The 18,412-nt window shown below is 56.8% G+C and carries 14 protein-coding genes; 7 read left to right on the top strand and 7 right to left on the bottom strand.

Translation table 11 applies throughout. The features are described from left to right. Positions 1-128: 128 nt before the first annotated feature. Positions 129-1,340: an MFS transporter gene (locus ACMGG5_RS21285; protein ID WP_420278475.1), complete on the top strand. Its 1,212-nt coding sequence runs from the start codon at positions 129-131 to the stop codon at positions 1,338-1,340. Here the strand turns inward: ACMGG5_RS21285 and mtfA are convergent. Then, complete coding sequence (mtfA, locus tag ACMGG5_RS21280; protein WP_420278474.1) at positions 1,337-2,134, bottom strand: DgsA anti-repressor MtfA; 798 nt, start codon at positions 2,132-2,134, stop codon at positions 1,337-1,339. The two genes, ACMGG5_RS21285 and mtfA, sit on opposite strands and share 4 nt — an antisense overlap. 216 nt (positions 2,135-2,350) lie before the next feature. Between mtfA and ACMGG5_RS21275 the strand changes: the two genes are divergently transcribed. The 3 genes from ACMGG5_RS21275 to ACMGG5_RS21265 all read left to right on the top strand — a co-directional run bounded on the left by ACMGG5_RS21275 (position 2,351) and on the right by ACMGG5_RS21265 (position 5,017). Continuing rightward, entirely contained in the window at positions 2,351-2,497 is a 147-nt protein-coding gene (locus ACMGG5_RS21275; RefSeq protein WP_071530926.1) for a DUF2256 domain-containing protein, read from the top strand. Continuing rightward, the gene (locus ACMGG5_RS21270; RefSeq protein WP_420278473.1) at positions 2,494-4,023 is read left to right on the top strand and encodes a cryptochrome/photolyase family protein; all 1,530 of its coding nucleotides are present in this window, start codon (positions 2,494-2,496) and stop codon (positions 4,021-4,023) included. Before ACMGG5_RS21275 ends, ACMGG5_RS21270 begins: the two co-directional genes overlap by 4 nt. 94 nt (positions 4,024-4,117) lie before the next feature. Next, positions 4,118-5,017, top strand: a complete 900-nt coding sequence (locus ACMGG5_RS21265; protein WP_420278472.1) for a LysR family transcriptional regulator — start codon at positions 4,118-4,120, stop codon at positions 5,015-5,017. On the opposite strand, the gene ACMGG5_RS21260 is transcribed toward ACMGG5_RS21265, so the two are convergent. From ACMGG5_RS21260 to ACMGG5_RS21245, 4 genes are all read right to left on the bottom strand, one after another. After that, positions 4,992-5,780 carry a substrate-binding domain-containing protein gene (locus ACMGG5_RS21260; protein WP_420278471.1) on the bottom strand — a complete coding sequence of 263 codons (789 nt, stop codon included), beginning with the start codon at positions 5,778-5,780 and terminating at the stop codon, positions 4,992-4,994. The two genes, ACMGG5_RS21265 and ACMGG5_RS21260, sit on opposite strands and share 26 nt — an antisense overlap. Next, positions 5,777-7,090, bottom strand: a complete 1,314-nt coding sequence (locus ACMGG5_RS21255; protein WP_290093340.1) for an MFS transporter — start codon at positions 7,088-7,090, stop codon at positions 5,777-5,779. The genes ACMGG5_RS21260 and ACMGG5_RS21255 overlap by 4 nt, the downstream gene beginning before the upstream one ends. Positions 7,091-7,371: 281 nt before the next feature. Further along, positions 7,372-9,021, bottom strand: a complete 1,650-nt coding sequence (gene fumA, locus ACMGG5_RS21250) for a class I fumarate hydratase FumA (RefSeq protein ID WP_048990634.1) — start codon at positions 9,019-9,021, stop codon at positions 7,372-7,374. Between the two features lie 55 nt (positions 9,022-9,076). Beyond that, positions 9,077-10,585, bottom strand: coding sequence for an anion permease (locus tag ACMGG5_RS21245; RefSeq protein WP_073961501.1), 1,509 nt, complete (start codon positions 10,583-10,585; stop codon positions 9,077-9,079). Positions 10,586-11,194: 609 nt separating this feature from the next. Here ACMGG5_RS21245 and ACMGG5_RS21240 point away from each other — a divergent pair. Both ACMGG5_RS21240 and ACMGG5_RS21235 read left to right on the top strand, forming a co-directional pair. Continuing rightward, entirely contained in the window at positions 11,195-13,975 is a 2,781-nt protein-coding gene (locus tag ACMGG5_RS21240; RefSeq protein ID WP_248165098.1) for a flavocytochrome c, read from the top strand. A gap of 94 nt (positions 13,976-14,069) precedes the next feature. Further along, the gene (locus ACMGG5_RS21235) at positions 14,070-15,032 is read left to right on the top strand and encodes an FAD:protein FMN transferase (protein WP_407821623.1); all 963 of its coding nucleotides are present in this window, start codon (positions 14,070-14,072) and stop codon (positions 15,030-15,032) included. Here the strand turns inward: ACMGG5_RS21235 and dcuR are convergent. Beyond that, positions 15,013-15,732: a two-component system response regulator DcuR gene (gene dcuR, locus ACMGG5_RS21230; RefSeq protein WP_023336197.1), complete on the bottom strand. Its 720-nt coding sequence runs from the start codon at positions 15,730-15,732 to the stop codon at positions 15,013-15,015. The two genes, ACMGG5_RS21235 and dcuR, sit on opposite strands and share 20 nt — an antisense overlap. Next, positions 15,729-17,345, bottom strand: a complete 1,617-nt coding sequence (locus ACMGG5_RS21225; RefSeq protein ID WP_090419701.1) for a sensor histidine kinase — start codon at positions 17,343-17,345, stop codon at positions 15,729-15,731. Before ACMGG5_RS21225 ends, dcuR begins: the two co-directional genes overlap by 4 nt. Before the next feature lie 164 nt (positions 17,346-17,509). Here ACMGG5_RS21225 and ACMGG5_RS21220 point away from each other — a divergent pair, with 164 nt between their 5' ends. Next, on the top strand, positions 17,510-18,373 hold the full coding sequence (locus tag ACMGG5_RS21220; RefSeq protein ID WP_208763038.1) for an N-acetylmuramic acid 6-phosphate etherase: 864 nt from the start codon (positions 17,510-17,512) through the stop codon (positions 18,371-18,373). Positions 18,374-18,412: the final 39 nt, after the last annotated feature.

The raw sequence follows: 18,412 nt of genomic DNA, 5'->3' as shown, positions 1-18,412 counted from the left end.
CATTCCATGATTGATAATGATTCTCGTTATGATATTCATTCTGTTTACAGTCGCAACCATTTTTGCAATATTTGTTTTCATAAACTTCATAATTTCCACACATTTATTGACACTATGTTCACATTCTCATGCGCACTGACTCTGAAATATTGACCGAAAACGTCACCTCAAAAGCTAACTGGCCCCTGGCGCTATCTGCGGGTTTACTGGGCATCGGTCAAAACGGCCTGCTGGTGATGCTCCCGCAGCTGGTCACCCAGACCGGGCTGTCGCTCTCGGTCTGGGCCGGACTGTTGATGTTTGGATCCATGCTCTTTTTACCGGCATCGCCCTGGTGGGGACGCCAGAGCGAGCGGAAGGGGTGTAAGTCCGTCATGCTGGCCTCGCTAAGCGGCTATCTGGCCAGTTTTGCCGTGATGGCGCTGGTGGTCTGGGCGATGGCGGCCGGAAGGCTGGATACGGTCTGGGGGCTGGCGGGGCTTATATTCTCGCGCCTGCTCTACGGACTAACGGTCTCGGGGCTGGTGCCTGCGGCCCAGACGTGGGCGATTCAGCGTGCAGGGCTGGAGAAAAGAATGGCGGCGCTGGCGACGATAAGCTCCGGCCTCAGCTGCGGGCGTTTGCTCGGCCCACCGCTGGCGGCGCTGATGCTCAGCGTTAATCCGGTGGCGCCGCTCTGGCTGATGGCGGTTGCGCCGCTTCTCGCTCTGCTGCTGGTGCTTCGCGAAGTCGCTGACCCGCCGCTGCCGCCGGTAGCCCACCAGGCAACCCGCCTGCAGGCCTCCATGCTGCCGTTCCTGCTGCTGGCGCTGCTGCTGGCGGCGCTGGTGAGCCTGATGCAGATTGGCCTGTCACCGCATCTTAGCCCGTTGCTGGACGGTAACGCCCGGGAGATCAGCCATCATGTCGCGCTCCTGCTGAGCCTGGCCGCGCTGGCCACGCTCGCGGCGCAGTTTCTGGTGGTCCGCCCGCAGCATTTCAGCCCGGTGACGTTGCTCTGTATCGCGGCGGTGCTGATGGTGGCCGGGCTTGGGCTGATGTCTGTCTCCGGTTTAGCGTTGTTCTACGTAGGGATTGTTATCACGTCACTCGGGGCGGCGATGGCCACGCCGGGCTACCAGCTTCTGCTGAACGATCGGCTGACGACGGGGAAAGGCGCGGGCGTCATCGCCACCAGCCACACGTTAGGCTACGGCGTCAGCGCACTGCTGGTGCCGGTCGTGACGCGCTTTTACGGGGAGCAGGCTTTAACGGTGGCCGCATGGGGAATGGCGGTGCTGTTTTTAGCCCTGAGCATAGGGGTATGGTCAACCGAGCGTACCCCTGCTGAAAAAGCTTAATGAACCTGGCGGGAGGAATGCCCGCCAGACTCCTCATGTTGCCGCAGACGCTGCAGGGGATCCTGCTGATAAAACTGGCAGAAACGCTGCCACAGCGCCGGGAAGCGGGGCGCGAAAAGCTCGGGCGCGCTGAAGAAATACTCCGAGAGCACCGCGAAGCATTCGGCCGGGTCGGTTGCCGCATAGGCGTCAATGCTGGCCGCGCTTTCGCCGACCAGGTCTATTTCATCCTGGATGTTATCCATCGCCGCGTGCAGGTCGTGCTCCCAGCCCGCCACCTCGCGAAGCGGGATCAGCGGCACTCCGCTGGCGCGATCGCCGTTGCGGGTATCCAGCTTGTGCGCCACCTCATGGATAACCAGATTAAAACCGGAGGCGTCGAACGAGTCCTGAATGTCGAGCCAGTTGAGGATTATCGGCCCTTGCTGCCAGCTTTGTCCGGACTGCACCACGCGCTGGTTGTGCACCAGCCCGATATCGTCCTGCCATTCGTCATCCACCACGAACGGTGCGGGGTAGATAAGCACTTCGTGGAAACCGTCCAGCCACTCAATGCCGAGTGCAAGCACCGGCAGACAGAACAGCAGGGCGATGCGGGCGTTTTTCAGGGGATCGAGTTCAAAACCCTGCAGTGGCACCAGGCGTTTTTGCTGCAAAAAACGATCCGCCAGTTGAACCAGTTTCGATTGTTCATCCGGGTTTAGATTAGCCAGAACAGGGATCGTCAGCGCGTCATCCCATGGCAGCGCCACATCCCGGCCAGCCTCATTCGTTTTCCAGGGCCACTTTATCATCGCTTTGCTCGCAAACTCGTCACTTGAACAAAAATGGGAAAGTCAGGTTCGGTTAAGATGCCAGAAAATCGCTCACTGCGACAAATCCAGCCTGAATAAACTATCATTTCGTACGTAGCGGTGGGTAGCGGTTTGCGGGCATCACCTTCATTTTGTGAAGTCTGTCGTGGCCTTTATCCGCAGGTGGGGTGAATTAATCAGTGCGGTATTGAAAAGATGAGCGATTTCAAAGGTAACAAGCAGGACCTGCCCAGTCGACTGTGTGTGCACTGCCAGCGGCCCATGACGTGGCGCAAGAAATGGGCGAAATGCTGGAATGAGGTTAAATACTGTTCTGAGCGTTGCCGCAGGAGCCACCGTTGACCGAGCTGCGTCTGATCCTGGGCGATCAGCTTAATCCGCATCACAGCTGGTTTGATACCTCCAGTCCGAACATCATTTACGTGATGCTGGAACTCCGGGCAGAAACCGCCTATGTGCTTCATCACGCCCAGAAAGTTATCGCTATCTTCGCCGCCATGCGCGCGTTTGCCTCTGCATTAAAGGAGAAGGGGCATCGGGTGAGGTATGTCCGACTTTCTGACAGCTCAAACCGCGGCGCGCTGGAAGACAATCTCAACGCGCTTGTCGCGCATTACGGCGCTGGCAGAGTGACATGGCAGGAGCCCGACGAATGGCGTCTTGATACGCAGCTGCAGGCGTGGGCGAAAACGGTCTCCGTTGAAACGGCCTGCGTCAGCAGCGAGCATTTTTTCACCACTCGGGAACAGGTCAGCGCGTTCTTTGCGTCACGCAAAAGCTGGCGAATGGAGTACTTTTACCGGGAAATGCGTCGTCAGCACGGCGTACTGCTGACCTCAGCAGGCGAGCCGGAAGGGGGGAAATGGAATTTCGATGCTGAAAACCGCAAGCGCTGGTCCGGCGAGCCTCCCGCGCCGGTGGACGCGCGTCCCTGCCACGATCGTTCCGCCTTATGGGCTGAGATCCAACGCTGCGGCGTAAAGACCTTCGGCGAACCGCAGGCCGACAATTTTCGCTGGCCGCTCAACCGTGCGGAAGCCAAAGCCAGGCTGGATGATTTTATCACGCACGTGCTCCCGCAGTTTGGAAACTGGCAGGATGCGATGCACGCGAAGGAACCTTTTCTTTTCCACTCGTTAATTTCATTTGCGCTGAACGCTAAAATGCTGAATCCGCGGGAAGTGGTCGCGGCCGCCCAGCAGGCGTGGCGTTCGGGCCACGCTCCGCTGCCTGCCGTTGAAGGGTTTATCCGACAAATTCTCGGATGGCGGGAGTATGTGCGCGGGATCTACTGGTCGCAGATGCCGGGCTATCGGGAGCTTAATGCCTTAGATCAGCATGCCCCGCTGCCGGACTGGTTCTGGACGGGCAAGACGCAGATGCGCTGCCTGGCGCATGCCGTTGGGCAGTCGCTCACCGAGGCTTACGCCCACCATATCCAGCGCCTGATGGTCATTGGCAACTTTAGCCTGCTCAGCGGCCTGTCGCCGCAGGCGGTCCATGAATGGTATCTGGGAGTCTATATTGATGCCTTTGAGTGGGTGGAGCTGCCCAACACCCTCGGCATGAGCCAGTTTGGCGATGGCGGGTTACTGGCGAGTAAACCCTACGTCTCGAGCGCGTCATATATTCATAAGATGAGTAATTACTGTCAGGGGTGCCGGTATCAACACAACCAGCGTACCGGAGAGCAGGCCTGCCCCTTCAATGCCCTTTACTGGGACTTCTTTGCGCGCAATAAGGCGCGTCTCGATAACAATCCCCGCCTGGGCATTGTCTTTAAACAGCTAGCGGACATGACGGAAGAGGATCGGCAGGCCATTGCAGACCGCGCCGGGTACGTCCGCCTGCATCTCAACGACCTCTGAGCGGTATTTCAACGCCTGGGCGGTTGCGGCAGGTCAATAAGACGCTATTATTTTTGACTTTGTTGCGTATTCCCTGACAGGACATCCAGACGCTATGCCCGTGAATTTTGACCTTAACGATCTTTATGCTTTCAGAGCGTTAGTGGAATACGGTAACTTCCGTGTCGCCGCTGAATCTATCTGTTTATCCCAGTCGGCGCTGAGCCGCAGGATTGAAAAGCTGGAAGCCGCGCTGGGAAACAGGCTGTTCGATCGCACCACCCGCCGCGTGGCGCTGACGCTCTACGGACAAAACTTTGCCGAGCGCTCCGCGCAGCTGCTCGACAGCGTTGAGTCAATGCTGGCGGATGTCGATAAGGCCAGCGAAGAGCGGACGGGGCTGATCACGGTTGCCACGGTCCCTTCCGCGGCCTGTTACTTTATGCCTGACGTGATCCGGCGTTTTCAGTCTCGCTATCCGCGCGTTCGCATTAAGCTCATCGACAGCAGCGCGGGCAATGTGATTGACGCCGTGGCCCGCAGCCAGGCGGATTTTGGTATCTGCTTTGCAGGAAACCTGCCGTCTGAAATCGAATTTTTCCCGCTGGTGGAGGATGTCTACGTCGCGGCGTGCAGAAAGGATCATCCGCTGGCGCAGAAGAGTCACCTGAGCTGGAAGGCGTTTTACCAGCAGGATTATATCTCCCTCGATAAAACGTCAGGCAACCGTAACCTGCTCGATCGGATGCTGGGGGATATTGTTCCCGAGCGCCCCAGCGTCTGTGAAACACGCCACGTCACCACGATGCTCGGTATGGTAGAGGCGGGGATCGGCATCGCTGCCGTCCCCGCCATGTCGATGCCGACTTCAGAGCCCACGCTGCTGACGCATCTGCCGCTGGTGGCGCCGGAAGTGAAACGCACCGTGGGGCTTATCCGGCGCCGGGGGCGCATCCAGTCTTACATTGCGGCTGAACTGGAAAAGCAGATCACCGAGCAGTATCGCCGGACGTAACGGGGATCATCCCCGTCTCCGTGATGACGGCCCTTGAGGGCGGTGAGGCGAGATAGGTCAACAGCGCTTTCCCCTCCGCAGGATGTTCTGCATGGCGGGTGACCGCACCCGCGAAGCGCGTGATGTATTGCACATTGTCAGGGATTTTCCCGACAAAGGTGACGCCCTGAACCGGCAGCAGCTCGCTGACCTGCTGGAAACCGATGGTGTATTTTCCTTTGGCCACTTCTGAGGCAACCGGAATACGCTCGACCTTTGTCGCTTTACCCGCCACCTCTTTTTCTATTCCCAACTTTTTGAATAATGCCTGGCTGACGTACCTGCCGCTGGCGCTGTCAGAGTAGGCGATGGAGCTGGCCTGCAGCAGCGTTTCACGCAGTTTCGCGTCGCTGCTGATATCCGGTACTTTCGCTCCTTTTTTTACCACCATGCCAACGGGAGAATCCGCGAGTTCCGTTCGCGAACCCGGCTGGGTCTGGCCGGCTTTTTCGAGCTTCTCCAGCGCATCGCCCACCATAATCACCACGTCGGCCTTCTCGCCGCGCGCCAGTCGGTTTGGGATCGCCTGCGGCGTATTGCCCATTGAGGGGCCGGGGATGATCACAATTTTATCCCCGGTCCGGTGTTCATATTCCGGGGCCAGCTTTTCAAGGGCGGCTTTAAAACCGCCTGAGATCATCACCTTCACGTCCTGGGCAAAGGCATTGACGCTCAGGAACGTCAGCGCCAGCGCGCTGGCGGTATAGCGATAAGTGCGTTTCATACTGCCCCCTCTGACTTGACGGTGTTTTGCAGCGATACCGCGCGGCGGCGGTAGAGGTAGAGCGTTGCCAGCAGGGCACATACCGCAGCGAAGCTCATCCAGTAGCCCGGCGAGGCTTTGTCACCGGTGTATTCAATCAGCGCGGTGGACATGACCGGGGTAAAGCCGCCAAAGACCGCCGTTGCCAGGCTGTAAGCCAGCGAGAAGCCCGCCACGCGCACTTCAGCCGGCATAATTTCCGTCAGAGCCGGGATCATTGCGCCGTTATAGAGGCCGTAGAAGAAGGAGAGCCACAGCAGCACGCTCAGCATCATCGAGAAGCTGGGTGCGCTCGCCAGCAGCGTCAGGGCCGGGTAGCTGGTCGCCAGCGCCAGCAGGGTCATGGCAATCAGCACCGGCTTGCGCCCGAAACGGTCCGACAGGGCACCGCCCACCGGCAGCCAGATGAAGTTAGAGATCGCCACCAGCAGCGTGACCAGCAGGCTGTCCGAGGCGCTCAGCATCAGCACCTTTTTGCCAAAGGTGGGTGCGTAGACGGTGATCAGATAGAACGCGGTGGTGGTCATCGCCACCATCAGCATGCCCGCGACCACCACCTGCCAGTTGCCAAGCAGCGTTTTAAAGACCTGACGCATCTCCAGATGATGGCGGCGCGCGCTGAACTCTTCCGTCTCCTCCAGCTTGCGGCGCAGGAAAAAGATAAACGGCACGATTAAACAGCCGAACAGGAACGGGATGCGCCAGCCCCATTCGCGAATAGCGCTCTCCTCCATCAGGGCATTCAGGGCAAAGCCCATCGCCGCGGCGACCATAATGGCGACCTGCTGGCTACCGGACTGCCAGCTGGTGTAAAACCCTTTGCGGCCCGGCGTGGCGATTTCGGCCAGATAGACTGAGACGCCTCCAAGCTCGGCACCGGCGGAAAAGCCCTGCAGCAGACGCCCCGTCAGCACCAGCAGCGGCGCCCACAGGCCGATGCTTTGATAAGACGGAATAAGCACAATCAGGAATGTCCCCGCCGCCATGATGGACAGCGTGACGATCAACCCCTTTCTGCGCCCCACCTTGTCGATATACGCGCCAAGCACGATTGCACCGATTGGACGCATTAAAAAGCCCGCGCCGAAGACGGCGAAGGTCATCATCAGCGACGCAAATTCACTGCTCGCCGGGAAGAACGTGTGGGCGATGTAGGTGGCATAGAAGCCGAACAGAAAGAAATCGAATTGCTCAAGAAAGTTGCCGGACGTGACGCGAAGTATCGCGCCCGCCTTCGACCGTACGGTTGCAGGTGAGGTTGAGGAAAACATGGTTATCTCCAGTTTATTGTTGACGTTTTACGCGTCTGTTTCTGAAAACTGGATCAGGATGAGGAAATAGATAAGCGCAAATGCCGCATCGGCTGATGCATTTTTTGCATGAATATTATTCGCCGGACAAATACAATTAATGGCAACAATAACTTAACAACTAATTGATTTTTTATTCACCTAATGTGGCTAAGTGGCTGATATCTCGGTTTTGTGACATAACGCAGACGCAGAGTAACCAGTTACCGCCGGGCAGCGTTGCGCCGCCCGGCATCTCTTACTCAGCGCTGTGAACAGCCTTTACACTGCTGGTTCTGGATCTGCTGGAAGAAATCGTTGCCTTTGTCATCCACCAGGATAAACGCCGGGAAGTTCTCGACTTCGATCTTCCAGATGGCTTCCATGCCCAGCTCCGGATACGCGACGCACTCCAGGCTCTTAATGCTGTTTTGCGCCAGTACCGCCGCCGGGCCGCCGATGCTGCCCAGGTAGAAGCCGCCGTGCTTATGGCAGGCGTCGGTTACCTGCTGGCTGCGGTTGCCTTTCGCCAGCATGATCATGCTCGCGCCGTGGGACTGCAGTAAGTCCACATACGAGTCCATACGTCCCGCCGTGGTCGGGCCGAGTGAGCCAGACGCGTAGCCTTCCGGCGTTTTGGCCGGGCCAGCGTAGTAGATCGGATGATCTTTGACGTACTGCGGCAGTTCCTCACCGTTATCCAGCAACTCTTTCAGCTTCGCGTGGGCGATGTCGCGCGCCACGATGATGGTACCGTTCAGCGACAGGCGGGTAGAGACCGGGTGAGCGGAGAGCTGCGCCAGGATCTCATTCATCGGCTTGTCCAGATTGATGCTCACCACGTCGCCTTCACCCTGCTGGCGCAGTGATTCAGGAATGTACTGGCCCGGGTTGTGCTCCAGTTTTTCAATCCAGATCCCATCGCGGTTGATTTTCGCTTTGATGTTGCGGTCCGCGGAGCAGGAGACGCCCATGCCGATCGGACAGGAGGCGCCGTGGCGCGGCAGGCGGATCACGCGGATATCGTGGGCGAAGTATTTACCGCCAAACTGCGCGCCGAGGCCGAGGTTCTGCGCTTCCTGGAGCAGCTCTTGTTCGAGCTGAACGTCGCGGAACGCCTGGCCGTGTTCGTTGCCTTCGGTTGGCAGTGCGTCGTAGTAGCGCGTGGAGGCCAGCTTCACGGTTTTCAGCGTACTTTCCGCTGACGTACCGCCAATCACAAACGCGATATGGTAAGGCGGGCAGGCCGCAGTTCCCAGAGTGCGCATCTTCTCAACCAGATAGTTTTTCAGCTTTGCCGGGGTGATCAGCGCTTTGGTTTCCTGGTACAGATAGGTTTTGTTGGCAGAACCGCCGCCTTTTGCCATGCACAGGAATTTGTATTCGTCCCCGTCCACGCTGTAGAGATCGATCTGCGCGGGCAGGTTGGTGCCGGTATTCACCTCTTTATACATGTCCAGCGCCGCATTCTGCGAGTAGCGCAGGTTATCTTCAATGTAGGTGTTATACACGCCCTGGCTCAGGGCCGCTTCGTCACCGCCGCCGGTCCAGACGCGCTGGCCTTTTTTACCCATGATGATAGCGGTGCCGGTATCCTGACAGGTTGGCAGCACGCCTTTTGCGGCAATTTCAGAGTTGCGCAGAAACTGCAGGGCAACGTACTTATCGTTCTGGCTGGCTTCCGGGTCGTTGAGGATGGCGGCAACCTGCTTCTGGTGGGAAGGACGCAGCATAAATGCGGCGTCGTGGAAGGCCTGCTGCGCCAGCAGAGTCAGCGCTTCCGGCTCCACTTTCAGGATCTCCTGGCCTTCGAACTCGGCAACGGAGACGTGCTCTTTGGTCAGCAGGTAGTATTCGGTGTCGTCATGCGAAAGAGGGAAGGGGTTCTGGTAGATAAACGGTTTGTTTGACATAGCGTATTGCTCCACAAAAATAAAACCGCCGGAGGAGAAGTCCGGCGGTCAGGAATCAGAACATCATGGACATCCACGGATAACCAATCAGCAACAGGGCCGCCAGGAAGATGGCACCGAAGATGGTGCCGAGGCGCCAGTAGTCTTTGGTTGGCAGGTAGCCGCTACCATAGTAAATCGGGCTTGGGCCAGTACCGTACGGGGTGATGATCCCCATCACGCCCAGCGAGGTCACCATCAGCAGAACAAACACTTCCATATTCATGCCCGGAATGGTGGAGGCGATGGTCAGCATCGCTGGCAGCAGCGCCGTGGTGTGCGCGGTGGTGCTGGCAAACAGGTAGTGCAGCAGGTAGAACGCCAGCAGCAGGACGATGGTCGCCACGCCCGGAGAGATACCGCTCATCAACAGACCGCCTTCTTTGCCTAACCAGCTGATAAAGCCGGTAGAGGAGAGGCCATCCGCCAGCGCAACCAGGGTCGCGAACCAGACGAAGGTGTTCCATGCGGCTTTGTTACCGGTGATATCGTTCCACTCCAGCACGCCGGTCCACAGCATCAGGCCCACGATGAGCAGGGCAGCCATAGCGGGTTCAATCCACGCAGCGGCGAAGATCCACATCAGCAGCGCGCAGCACACGAACACCAGCAGCAGGATTTCATTGCGGGACAGTTTGCCCAGTTTTTCCAGCTCACGGGTCGCCCAGAGCGGCACTTCGTTGTTCACCTTCACTTCTGGTGGGTAGAACCAGTAGGCCAGCAGCGGCATGGCCAGAATCAGCAGGATACCCAGCGGCAGGAAGGCGAGGAACCAGGTGCCCCAGGAAATGTCGATACCAACCGTACTTTTCACCAGCGCCAGAGCCAGCAGATTCGGTGCGAGGGCGGAGAGGAACATTGAACTGGTGATACAGGCCGCGGTGATCGCCACCCACATCAGGTAAGAACCAATCTTACGCGCGCTTGGGTCGTTCGGTTTTGAACCGTACAGCGGCGGCAGGTTAGCGATAATCGGGTAGATGGTCCCGCCGCTGCGCGCGGTGTTGGATGGGGTGAACGGTGCCAGCAGCAGGTCAGCAAACGTAATCGCGTAACCGAGCGTCAGGCTGCGACGGCCAAGGTATTTCACCAGAATCAGCGCCAGACGGCGGCCGAAGCGGGTTTTGTCATAGCCTGCGGCGAACATAAAGGCACCGAAAATCAGCCAGACGGTAGAGTTACCAAACCCGCTCACCGCCCACTTAAAGGAGGCGCCTGCCAGCTTGAATTTCGGGTCAGCCAGCTGCTCAGGGCTGAACAGCACCCACTGGCTGCACAGGGCAATGGCGACCACGCCGGTCAGACCGATCACCGCACCCGGCAGGGGTTCGAAGATCAAACCGACGATCACGCCGACGAAGATGGCGAAGTAGTGCCATGCGTAAGGAGGCAGTCCTTCCGGTACCGGAACAAACAGCAGCAGTACGGCGACGACGATGGGTAACGCCATCATCAGCAATCGTTTTGCGTTTCCATTTGATGCCTGGTTCGCCACAGGGGGCGTTACAGCAGTTTTTGTATTCATAGTTTCACGTCTTAAGTTGTCAAAGATTCGGTCGTACTGAAAAAACAAAATCACTTTCTTAAGTTTCTTTGCTTTTTTTAGTTATTAAAGATGCTGTTTTGTATTTTCAGTAATAGCAATTTAACGCTTTTATTGAGGCGCTAAATTAAAAAATGATGATGTTTTTATATTGCGCTTTTGGATGCCATAACTATTGATCGGGATCAAAAAAACAGAATTGCAGCGTTATTTTTATGCTTTTATTAATAACCACTCAGGCGTATGTGGGTATTGCGTATTTTATGAGTAAATTTTATCATTCTTGTAACATTTTTACCTTTTGTTATTTTCTATTGTATTGATTTTAAATGATTTTAATGTGTTTCGGTGAAATGGTTTTACCATTGATTATTTAACGAATTTTAAATTATTGTGAATGACTGAATTACATCCGCTAACACCAATGTGTTATTTGTGTTATTGCAGGGATTAAATAGTTTTTTAACTAACGTAATAACTTTAGAAACTAAAAAAATCATTATATTAATATCATGACATCGGCAAATAACGACGAACTAAAAAACCAATCCGATAACGAATTCTTAATTTTTAAAGTTTGGAGTTTCTATTATGAGCACTAACGAACGCATTCTTAGCCCCTTCACATTACCGAATGGTACTGAACTGAAAAACCGTTTGTTAATGGCCCCTATGACCACCTGTACCGGCTATTACGACGGCACCGTTACCAGTGAACTGGTGGAGTACTATCGTGCCCGTTCCGGCAGTATCGGCACCATCATTGTGGAGTGCTGCTTCGTCGACGATCTCGGCCTTGCCTTCCCGGGCGCAATCGGTATTGATAATGACGAGAAAATTGCCGGGCTGGCGAAAATCGCAGAGGCCATTAAGTCCAAAGGCTCTAAGGCGCTGCTGCAGATCTACCACGGCGGCCGCATGGTTGACCCGAAACTGATTGGTGGCCGTACCCCGGTTGGCCCGAGCGCCGTAGCTGCGCCGCGTGAAGGTGCCGCAACGCCAGTAGCTCTGACCGCTGAAGAAGTGGAAGGCATGATCGGCAAGTTTGGTGAGGCCGTGCGCCGCGCCATCCAGGCCGGTTTCGACGGCGTGGAAATCCACGGGGCGAATACCTATCTGATTCAGCAGTTTTACTCACCGAATTCAAACCAGCGCGATGACGAGTGGGGCGGCAGCCGCGATAACCGCGCGAAGTTCCCGCTGGCGGTGCTGGATATCACCCATAAGATGGTGCGCCAGTACGCGGACGACGCGTTTATTATTGGCTACCGCTTCTCCCCTGAAGAGATGGAAATCCCGGGCATCCGCTTTGACGACACCATGTACCTGCTGGAAAAGCTGGCGGCACGCGGCGTGGACTACCTGCACTTCTCCGTCGGCGCGACCCTGCGTCCTTCCATTGTCGACACCCAGGACCCGACGCCGCTTATCGAAAAATACTGCGCGATGCGTTCTGAAACGCTGGCGCAGGTTCCGGTCATGGGCGTGGGCGGCGTGGTGAATGCTTCAGACGTGAATAAAGCGCTTGATCACGGTTACGACCTGATTGCCGTGGGCCGCGCCACCATCGCTTATCCTGACTGGACAGACCGCATCGCGGCTGGCGAAAGCCTTGAGCTGTTTATGGACAGCACCAAACGCGAGGCGCTGAGCATTCCTGAACCGCTGTGGCGCTTCTCGCTGGTAGAAGCGATGATCCGCGACATGAGCATGGGCGAATCCAAATTCAAACCGGGTACCTTTGCTGAGAAAGTGCAGGATGACGCTAACGAACTGGTGATTAACGTCAGCCTGGAAACCGACCGTATTGCGGACATCGAGCTGGCCTCCGGCCCGAGCGAAGACGTTGAGTTTGTGACCAGCTTTGAAGAGATCCGTACCCGCATTCTGGACGCTAATACCCCGCACGTGGATGCCATCACCGGTGCAACCAGCCAGAGTGAAGCGGTGAAGAAAGCGGTCTCTAAAGCGATGCTGAAGTCCAGCAAAGCGCTGGCAGCGGAAGAGGGTGTTGACCCGAATGAAACCCGCAGCGTGGATGTGGTGGTTGTCGGCAGCGGCGGCGCCGGTCTGGCGGCGGCGATTCAGGCGCACGACGAAGGCGCGAGCGTGCTGATTGTCGAGAAAATGCCAACCATCGGCGGGAACACCATTAAAGCCTCTGCCGGTATGAATGCCGCCGAAACCCGCTTCCAGCGCGTGAAGGGCATTCAGGACAGCAAAGAGCTGTTCTACCAGGAAAGCCTGAAAGGCGGCGGCAACAAGAACAACCCGGAACTGCTGCGCCGCTTTGTCGAGAACGCGCCACAGGCGATTGAGTGGCTGGCAACGCGCGGCATTATGCTGAACGACATCACTACCACTGGCGGGATGAGCATCGACCGTACTCACCGTCCAAAAGACGGTTCTGCGGTGGGGGGCTATCTGATCAGCGGCCTGGTGCGTAACGTCAACAAACGCAACATCGAGGTGATGCTGGATACTTCCGTCAGCGACATTCTCTTCGAGAACGGCGAAGTGACCGGCGTACGTCTGACCACTGAAGAGAACGAAACCGTCACCGTGGCAGCGAAAAGCGTGATTGTGGCAACCGGCGGCTTCAGCGCCAACAGCCAGATGGTTGTGAAATACCGTCCGGATCTGGAAGGGTTCGTCACCACCAACCACAAAGGGGCTACCGGCGGCGGCATCGCGCTGCTGGAACGCATCGGGGCGGGCACTGTGGATATGGGCGAAATCCAAATTCACCCAACCGTCGAGCAGAAAACCTCGTACCTGATTTCCGAATCCATCCGCGGCGGCGGGGCGATTCTGGTCAATCAGAAAGGGGAGCGCTTCTACAACGAAATGTCGACCCGCGATAAAGTCTCGGCGTCAATCATCGCGCTGCCGGAGAAATACGCTTACATCGTCTTTGACGAGCACGTACGCGCCAAAAACAAAGCCGCGGATGAGTACATTGCCAAAGGCTTCGTGACCAGCGCCAGCTCGCCTAAAGCCCTGGCAGAAGCGCTCGGCATGGATTACCACGCTTTCCTCGCGACCCTGGAACGTTACAACGGTTTCGTTGAGAAACAGCACGATGACGATTTTGGTCGTACCACCGCGCTGCGTGCACCGATCAACGAAGGGCCGTTCTACGCCATTCAGATTGCGCCGGGCGTGCACCACACCATGGGTGGCGTGACCATCAACACCGAAACCTGCGTGCTGGACAGCAACCACAACGTGCTGCCAGGGGCGTTTGCGGCCGGTGAAGTGGTCGGCGGGATCCACGGCGGTAACCGTATCGGCGGTAACGCGGTGGCAGATATCATTATTTTTGGTACCCTTGCAGGACATCAGGCGGCTCTGCGTTCGAAAAAGAGGTAAGGCACCTGCTATGTAGGCCGGATGCGCGCAGCGCTATCCGGCATTTTCCCCGGCGGCGCGGTGCTTGCCGGGGCTACATCTGAGGACTCATACCATGCCTGATAGCCATCGTGTTTACAGCTACTCCGCCGTCCTGATGGGCTCACCCATCCTCCTGAAGCTCTTCTCCCATGACGAAGCCCTCGCGTCCCGCGTGTTTCGCCTGATCAAACAGTATGAAGACCTGCTCACCGTCAACCGCGCGCACTCGCAGGTGATGGACATCAATCACGCGGCCGGCCAGCATCCGGTCACCGTCAGCCGACCGGTGTTTGATCTGATCCGCTGTGCAAAAGCGGCAAGCCTGCTCAAGGACAGCGCCTTTAATCTGGCGATCGGTCCGCTGGTGAAGCGCTGGAAGATTGGTTTTCAGGGGGACAGCGTTCCGCCTGCCGATGAAATCGCGTCGCTGCTGGCGATGACCCGCCCAGAGGATGTTCTCCTTGATGTGGCCAGCAGCAGCGTGTTTCTGACCCGGGCGGGGATGGAGATCGATCTGGGGGCCATCGCCAAAGGCTATATCGCCGACAGGGTGCGTGATTACCTTCGTAAAGAGGGGGCTGAGCTGGGGCTGATCAACCTTGGCGGAAACATCCAGACGTTAGGCTCGCCGGAGGGGGGCTGGGGCGTGGGGCTGAAAAAACCGTTCGCCGGTGACGCGCTGATCGGCACGATGACCGTAGAGAACCTGTCCGTCGTGACGTCGGGAACGTATGAGCGCTACTTCGAACAAAACGGCAAGCGCTATCACCACATTCTCGATCCGCGCACCGGCTATCCGCTGGACAACGAACTGGACAGCGTGACGATTATTTCGAAAGACTCCATCGACGGCGATATCTGGACCACGCTGATGTACGGCATGGGTGTGGAGAAGGGCTGTGCTGCCCTGCGCGCGCGACCCGATATTGAAGCAATCTTTGTGACCAAAACAAAAGAAGTGGTGATCTCCTCGATGCACCACTTCCGCTTTACCCTGCTGGATAACGACTACCGCGTTACTGACAGTATTGCTTGAGCAGGCCGGTCTGCTCCGGCTGGAGACGGTAGCGATACACCGGACGGCCGGTGGCGCCGTAATGAATGCTTGTGAACAGAATATTGATTTGCGCGAGCCAAATCAGGTATTTACGGCAGGACACGCGGGAAATATTGACGGCGTTTGCCAGGTCATCGGTAGAAAACTCCGTCTCCGGGTGAGCGTCAATCCACTGGCAAATCGTGCGCAGCGTTTGCGGCGTTAACCCCTTCGGCAGCTTTTTACTGTCGGCCAGTTCCGGCGCCCCGCCGTGGATCAGCCGGTCGACGTCGGCCTGCTCATAATACTGGTGCGAACCCATCAGATTGTGCTTTGCCTTCCAGCCGTTCAGCGCCTCTTCAAAGCGGGGGAACTGGAACGGCTTGATCAGATAATCCACCACGCCGTAATGAATGGAGGTCTGGATCGTGGCGGCGTCGGCAGCGGACGAGATCATAATCACATCGATTGGGCGACCGGATGCGCGAATAACGGGCAGCAGATCCAGACCGTTATCCTGCTGCATATAGACATCCAGCAGCACCAGATCGACAGGCTGTCCGGGGTTATTAATGATGGCCTCGGCCTGGTTTAGCGTGGAGGCGACGCCGCAGCAGCTAAAACCTTCAACACGGTTGACATACAGACGGTTGAGGTCGGCTACCATGGCGTCATCATCGACAATTAATACATTTATCACGCGATATTCCTCTCGCTATCCCAGGGGATGTGAACAAAAAATTGGGTAAATACGCCTGGCTCAGACTCGACGGTGATATCGCCGCCGAGGTTCTGGATTTGCTGGCGAGCAAGGAACAGCCCAACGCCGCGGTTTTCACCTTTTGTTGAGAAGCCCTTGGTAAAAATAGACTCCAGCTGAGCGGGATCAATGCCGGGGCCATCGTCGCTGACTTCACAGCTTAGCCAGCCATTCTGATAATGCAGCAGCAGGCCGATCTCACCTTCCTGCTGTCCTTCCATCGCGTCAAGCGCGTTTTCAATGAGGTTACCCAGCGCGGTGATCAGCACCGCGACCTGTTCTTCACTCGCGGTATCCGGTATCTGGCATTCATCTGCCAGCGTCAGGGTGACGCCCGCTTCTTTCGCCCGGTTGATTTTACCCAGCAGGAATCCGGCGATAACCGGGGATTTTACCTTGCTCTGTATCGTACCGATATCCGTCTGGTAATTTTGTGCCGTCTGAATGATGTACTCTTCCAGCTTGTCGTAGCGCTTCATGTGCAGCAGGCCCAGGATCACATGCAGTTTATTCATAAACTCGTGCGTATGGCTGCGCAGGGCGTCGACGTAATTGACCATGCCATCAATACGCTGCATCAGCTGGCTGATTTCCGTTTTATCACGGAAGGTAGTGATGGCGCCGATCACCCGATCCTGACTTTTAACAGGCACCATATTGCACAGCAACAGACGCCCGTTACAGCTGATCTCCTGATCCTGACGTGGGACGCCCGTCTTCGAGACTTCACGCAGGCTGGCCAGCAGGGGCGCGCTGGCGTTTTCGGTCTGCTTGCCGGAGGGGAGAAGCAATATTTCTCTGGCGGTCTGGTTGATCATCGTCACCCGTCCGTGAATATCGACGGCCAGCACCCCCTCGCGAAGCGACTGCAGCATTGCCTGACGCTGTTCGAACAGGGCGGAAATTTCGTAAGGTTCGAGTCCGAACAGGATGCGTTTCAGTACCCGCACCAGGCCCCAAATTGCCATGGAGCTCATAAAAATACTGAATAAAATGGTCCAGACGGCGTTTAGCCGCCCGCGGGCAATCTGCTCTTCAACCTTATTCAGGGAGATACCGACCACCACCACGCCGATCTGCTCGTGCTGGCCGTCGTAGACGGGCGTAAAAACGCGTAGCGCTTCGGCGAGCGCGCCCCGGTTAACCGATACGTTCTCTTTGCCTTCCAGCGCGGGGGTTAAATCATCGCCGATAAAATGCAGCCCCAGCAGCGCCTCGTTCGGGTGTGAATAGCGGATCCCGCGCATATCGGTGACCACGGTGAACAGCAGATCGTTTCGTTTTGTCACCGCCTGGGCGATGGGCTGAATAATATTCTCCTGCGGTGCCTGCATCAGGCCGCGCTGTATCTCGGGGCTGTCGGCGAGGGTGCGGGCAATGCCGAGCGCAGTGTCTTTAACATCATCGCGGGTCGCCCGGGTGATTTGTACGGAGTAGAGCGCAAAAACCACCAGCAGCACAGAGGCAATAATCGCGCACACCATCAACGTGACCAGCGTGTTCAGTTTCATGGGGCGCTTGCGCGTCGAAAGGAAAGGCTGCAAATCGCTCATCAACACTCCGCGATGATTAAGAAAGGGGTAATTATCGCCGATGACGCGCTTTTCTTAAAGCCGTGTAAAGGCGTGGATTTGGTCCTCTTTTCGTGACCCTCCTCGCAGGTCATCTATATAAAACACTTTATAGTGTGTGGGTACTCATAATAAGGAGGCTGTTTATGAGCATTATGCTTACCGGTTCGGTCAAGGAAAGACGGCACGCCAGCACGATGAATATTGATAGATTGTCCACGCTGGACATGCTCAAAGTCATTCACCAGGATGATGCACTCATTTCTGCTGCGATTACCCCCTGTTTACCTACTCTCGCCCGCGTGGTGGACAACGCCGCTGCGACGCTCAGCCACGGCGGTCGACTGGTCATCGTTGGCGCTGGGCCGTCAGGGCGCATTGCGCAACAGGTTGCCGATGATTATGCGCCGGGCAAAACCCCGGTGGTGGCCGTTACGGCACAAGAAGGTGAAGGGAGCTACGAGCGCGGCGTTGCCGATTTGCAGGCCATCAAGTTTGGTGAACACGATATGATGCTGGCCGTGACCGTCAGCGGAAAAACGCCGTGGGTCTGGGGGGCAATGCGCCATGCGTGGTCGCTGGGTTCACCGGTCGCCATTATTACCGGTGATGCGCAAAGTGAAGCTGCACAGCTGGCGAGCATGGTTATCGCTCCGGAGCTGGGGGCCGACGTCGTCGCAGGCTATCTCAACACCAAAGCGGGGATTGCGCAGAAAATGATCCTCTCGATGATCGCCACCGGGCTGGCCGTCCGAACCGGACGGGTTTACAGCAACTTGCGGGTGGATCTTGAGGCAGGCACAACCAAATGGGCTGAACGACAAATCGCGATTGTGATGGAAGCGGGGGGATGCAGCAGGACGGAGGCAAAAGCCGCGCTGGAGAGCTGTAACCATCACTGTAAAACGGCGGTATTGATGGTGCTGACTGGGCTGGATGCGTGGAAAGCCCATGAACTGCTGGCGCAGAATAACGGGTTTATCCGCGTGGCGCTGCAGGAAGCGCCGTAATATAAAGTGAAGATATAAAAAAGGCCGCAATTGCGGCCT

Origin of the sequence: Enterobacter sp. BNK-34 (assembly GCF_048684445.1) — a bacterium.
In the GTDB taxonomy this organism is placed as follows: Bacteria; Pseudomonadota; Gammaproteobacteria; order Enterobacterales; family Enterobacteriaceae; genus Enterobacter; species Enterobacter pseudoroggenkampii.
This window is presented reverse-complemented; position numbering and strand designations above follow the sequence as displayed.

Bases quoted from the DNA above. Each gene is read 5' to 3' on its own strand.
- ACMGG5_RS21285 (WP_420278475.1), top strand. From the start codon at position 129: ATGCGCACTGACTCTGAAATATTGACCGAAAACGTCACCTCAAAAGCT.
- mtfA (WP_420278474.1), bottom strand. From the start codon at position 2,134: ATGATAAAGTGGCCCTGGAAAACGAATGAGGCTGGCCGGGATGTGGCG.
- ACMGG5_RS21275 (WP_071530926.1), top strand. From the start codon at position 2,351: ATGAGCGATTTCAAAGGTAACAAGCAGGACCTGCCCAGTCGACTGTGT.
- ACMGG5_RS21265 (WP_420278472.1), top strand. From the start codon at position 4,118: ATGCCCGTGAATTTTGACCTTAACGATCTTTATGCTTTCAGAGCGTTA.
- ACMGG5_RS21260 (WP_420278471.1), bottom strand. From the start codon at position 5,780: ATGAAACGCACTTATCGCTATACCGCCAGCGCGCTGGCGCTGACGTTC.
- ACMGG5_RS21255 (WP_290093340.1), bottom strand. From the start codon at position 7,090: ATGTTTTCCTCAACCTCACCTGCAACCGTACGGTCGAAGGCGGGCGCG.
- fumA (WP_048990634.1), bottom strand. From the start codon at position 9,021: ATGTCAAACAAACCGTTTATCTACCAGAACCCCTTCCCTCTTTCGCAT.
- ACMGG5_RS21245 (WP_073961501.1), bottom strand. From the start codon at position 10,585: ATGAATACAAAAACTGCTGTAACGCCCCCTGTGGCGAACCAGGCATCA.
- ACMGG5_RS21240 (WP_248165098.1), top strand. From the start codon at position 11,195: ATGAGCACTAACGAACGCATTCTTAGCCCCTTCACATTACCGAATGGT.
- ACMGG5_RS21235 (WP_407821623.1), top strand. From the start codon at position 14,070: ATGCCTGATAGCCATCGTGTTTACAGCTACTCCGCCGTCCTGATGGGC.
- ACMGG5_RS21225 (WP_090419701.1), bottom strand. From the start codon at position 17,345: ATGAGCGATTTGCAGCCTTTCCTTTCGACGCGCAAGCGCCCCATGAAA.
- ACMGG5_RS21220 (WP_208763038.1), top strand. From the start codon at position 17,510: ATGAGCATTATGCTTACCGGTTCGGTCAAGGAAAGACGGCACGCCAGC.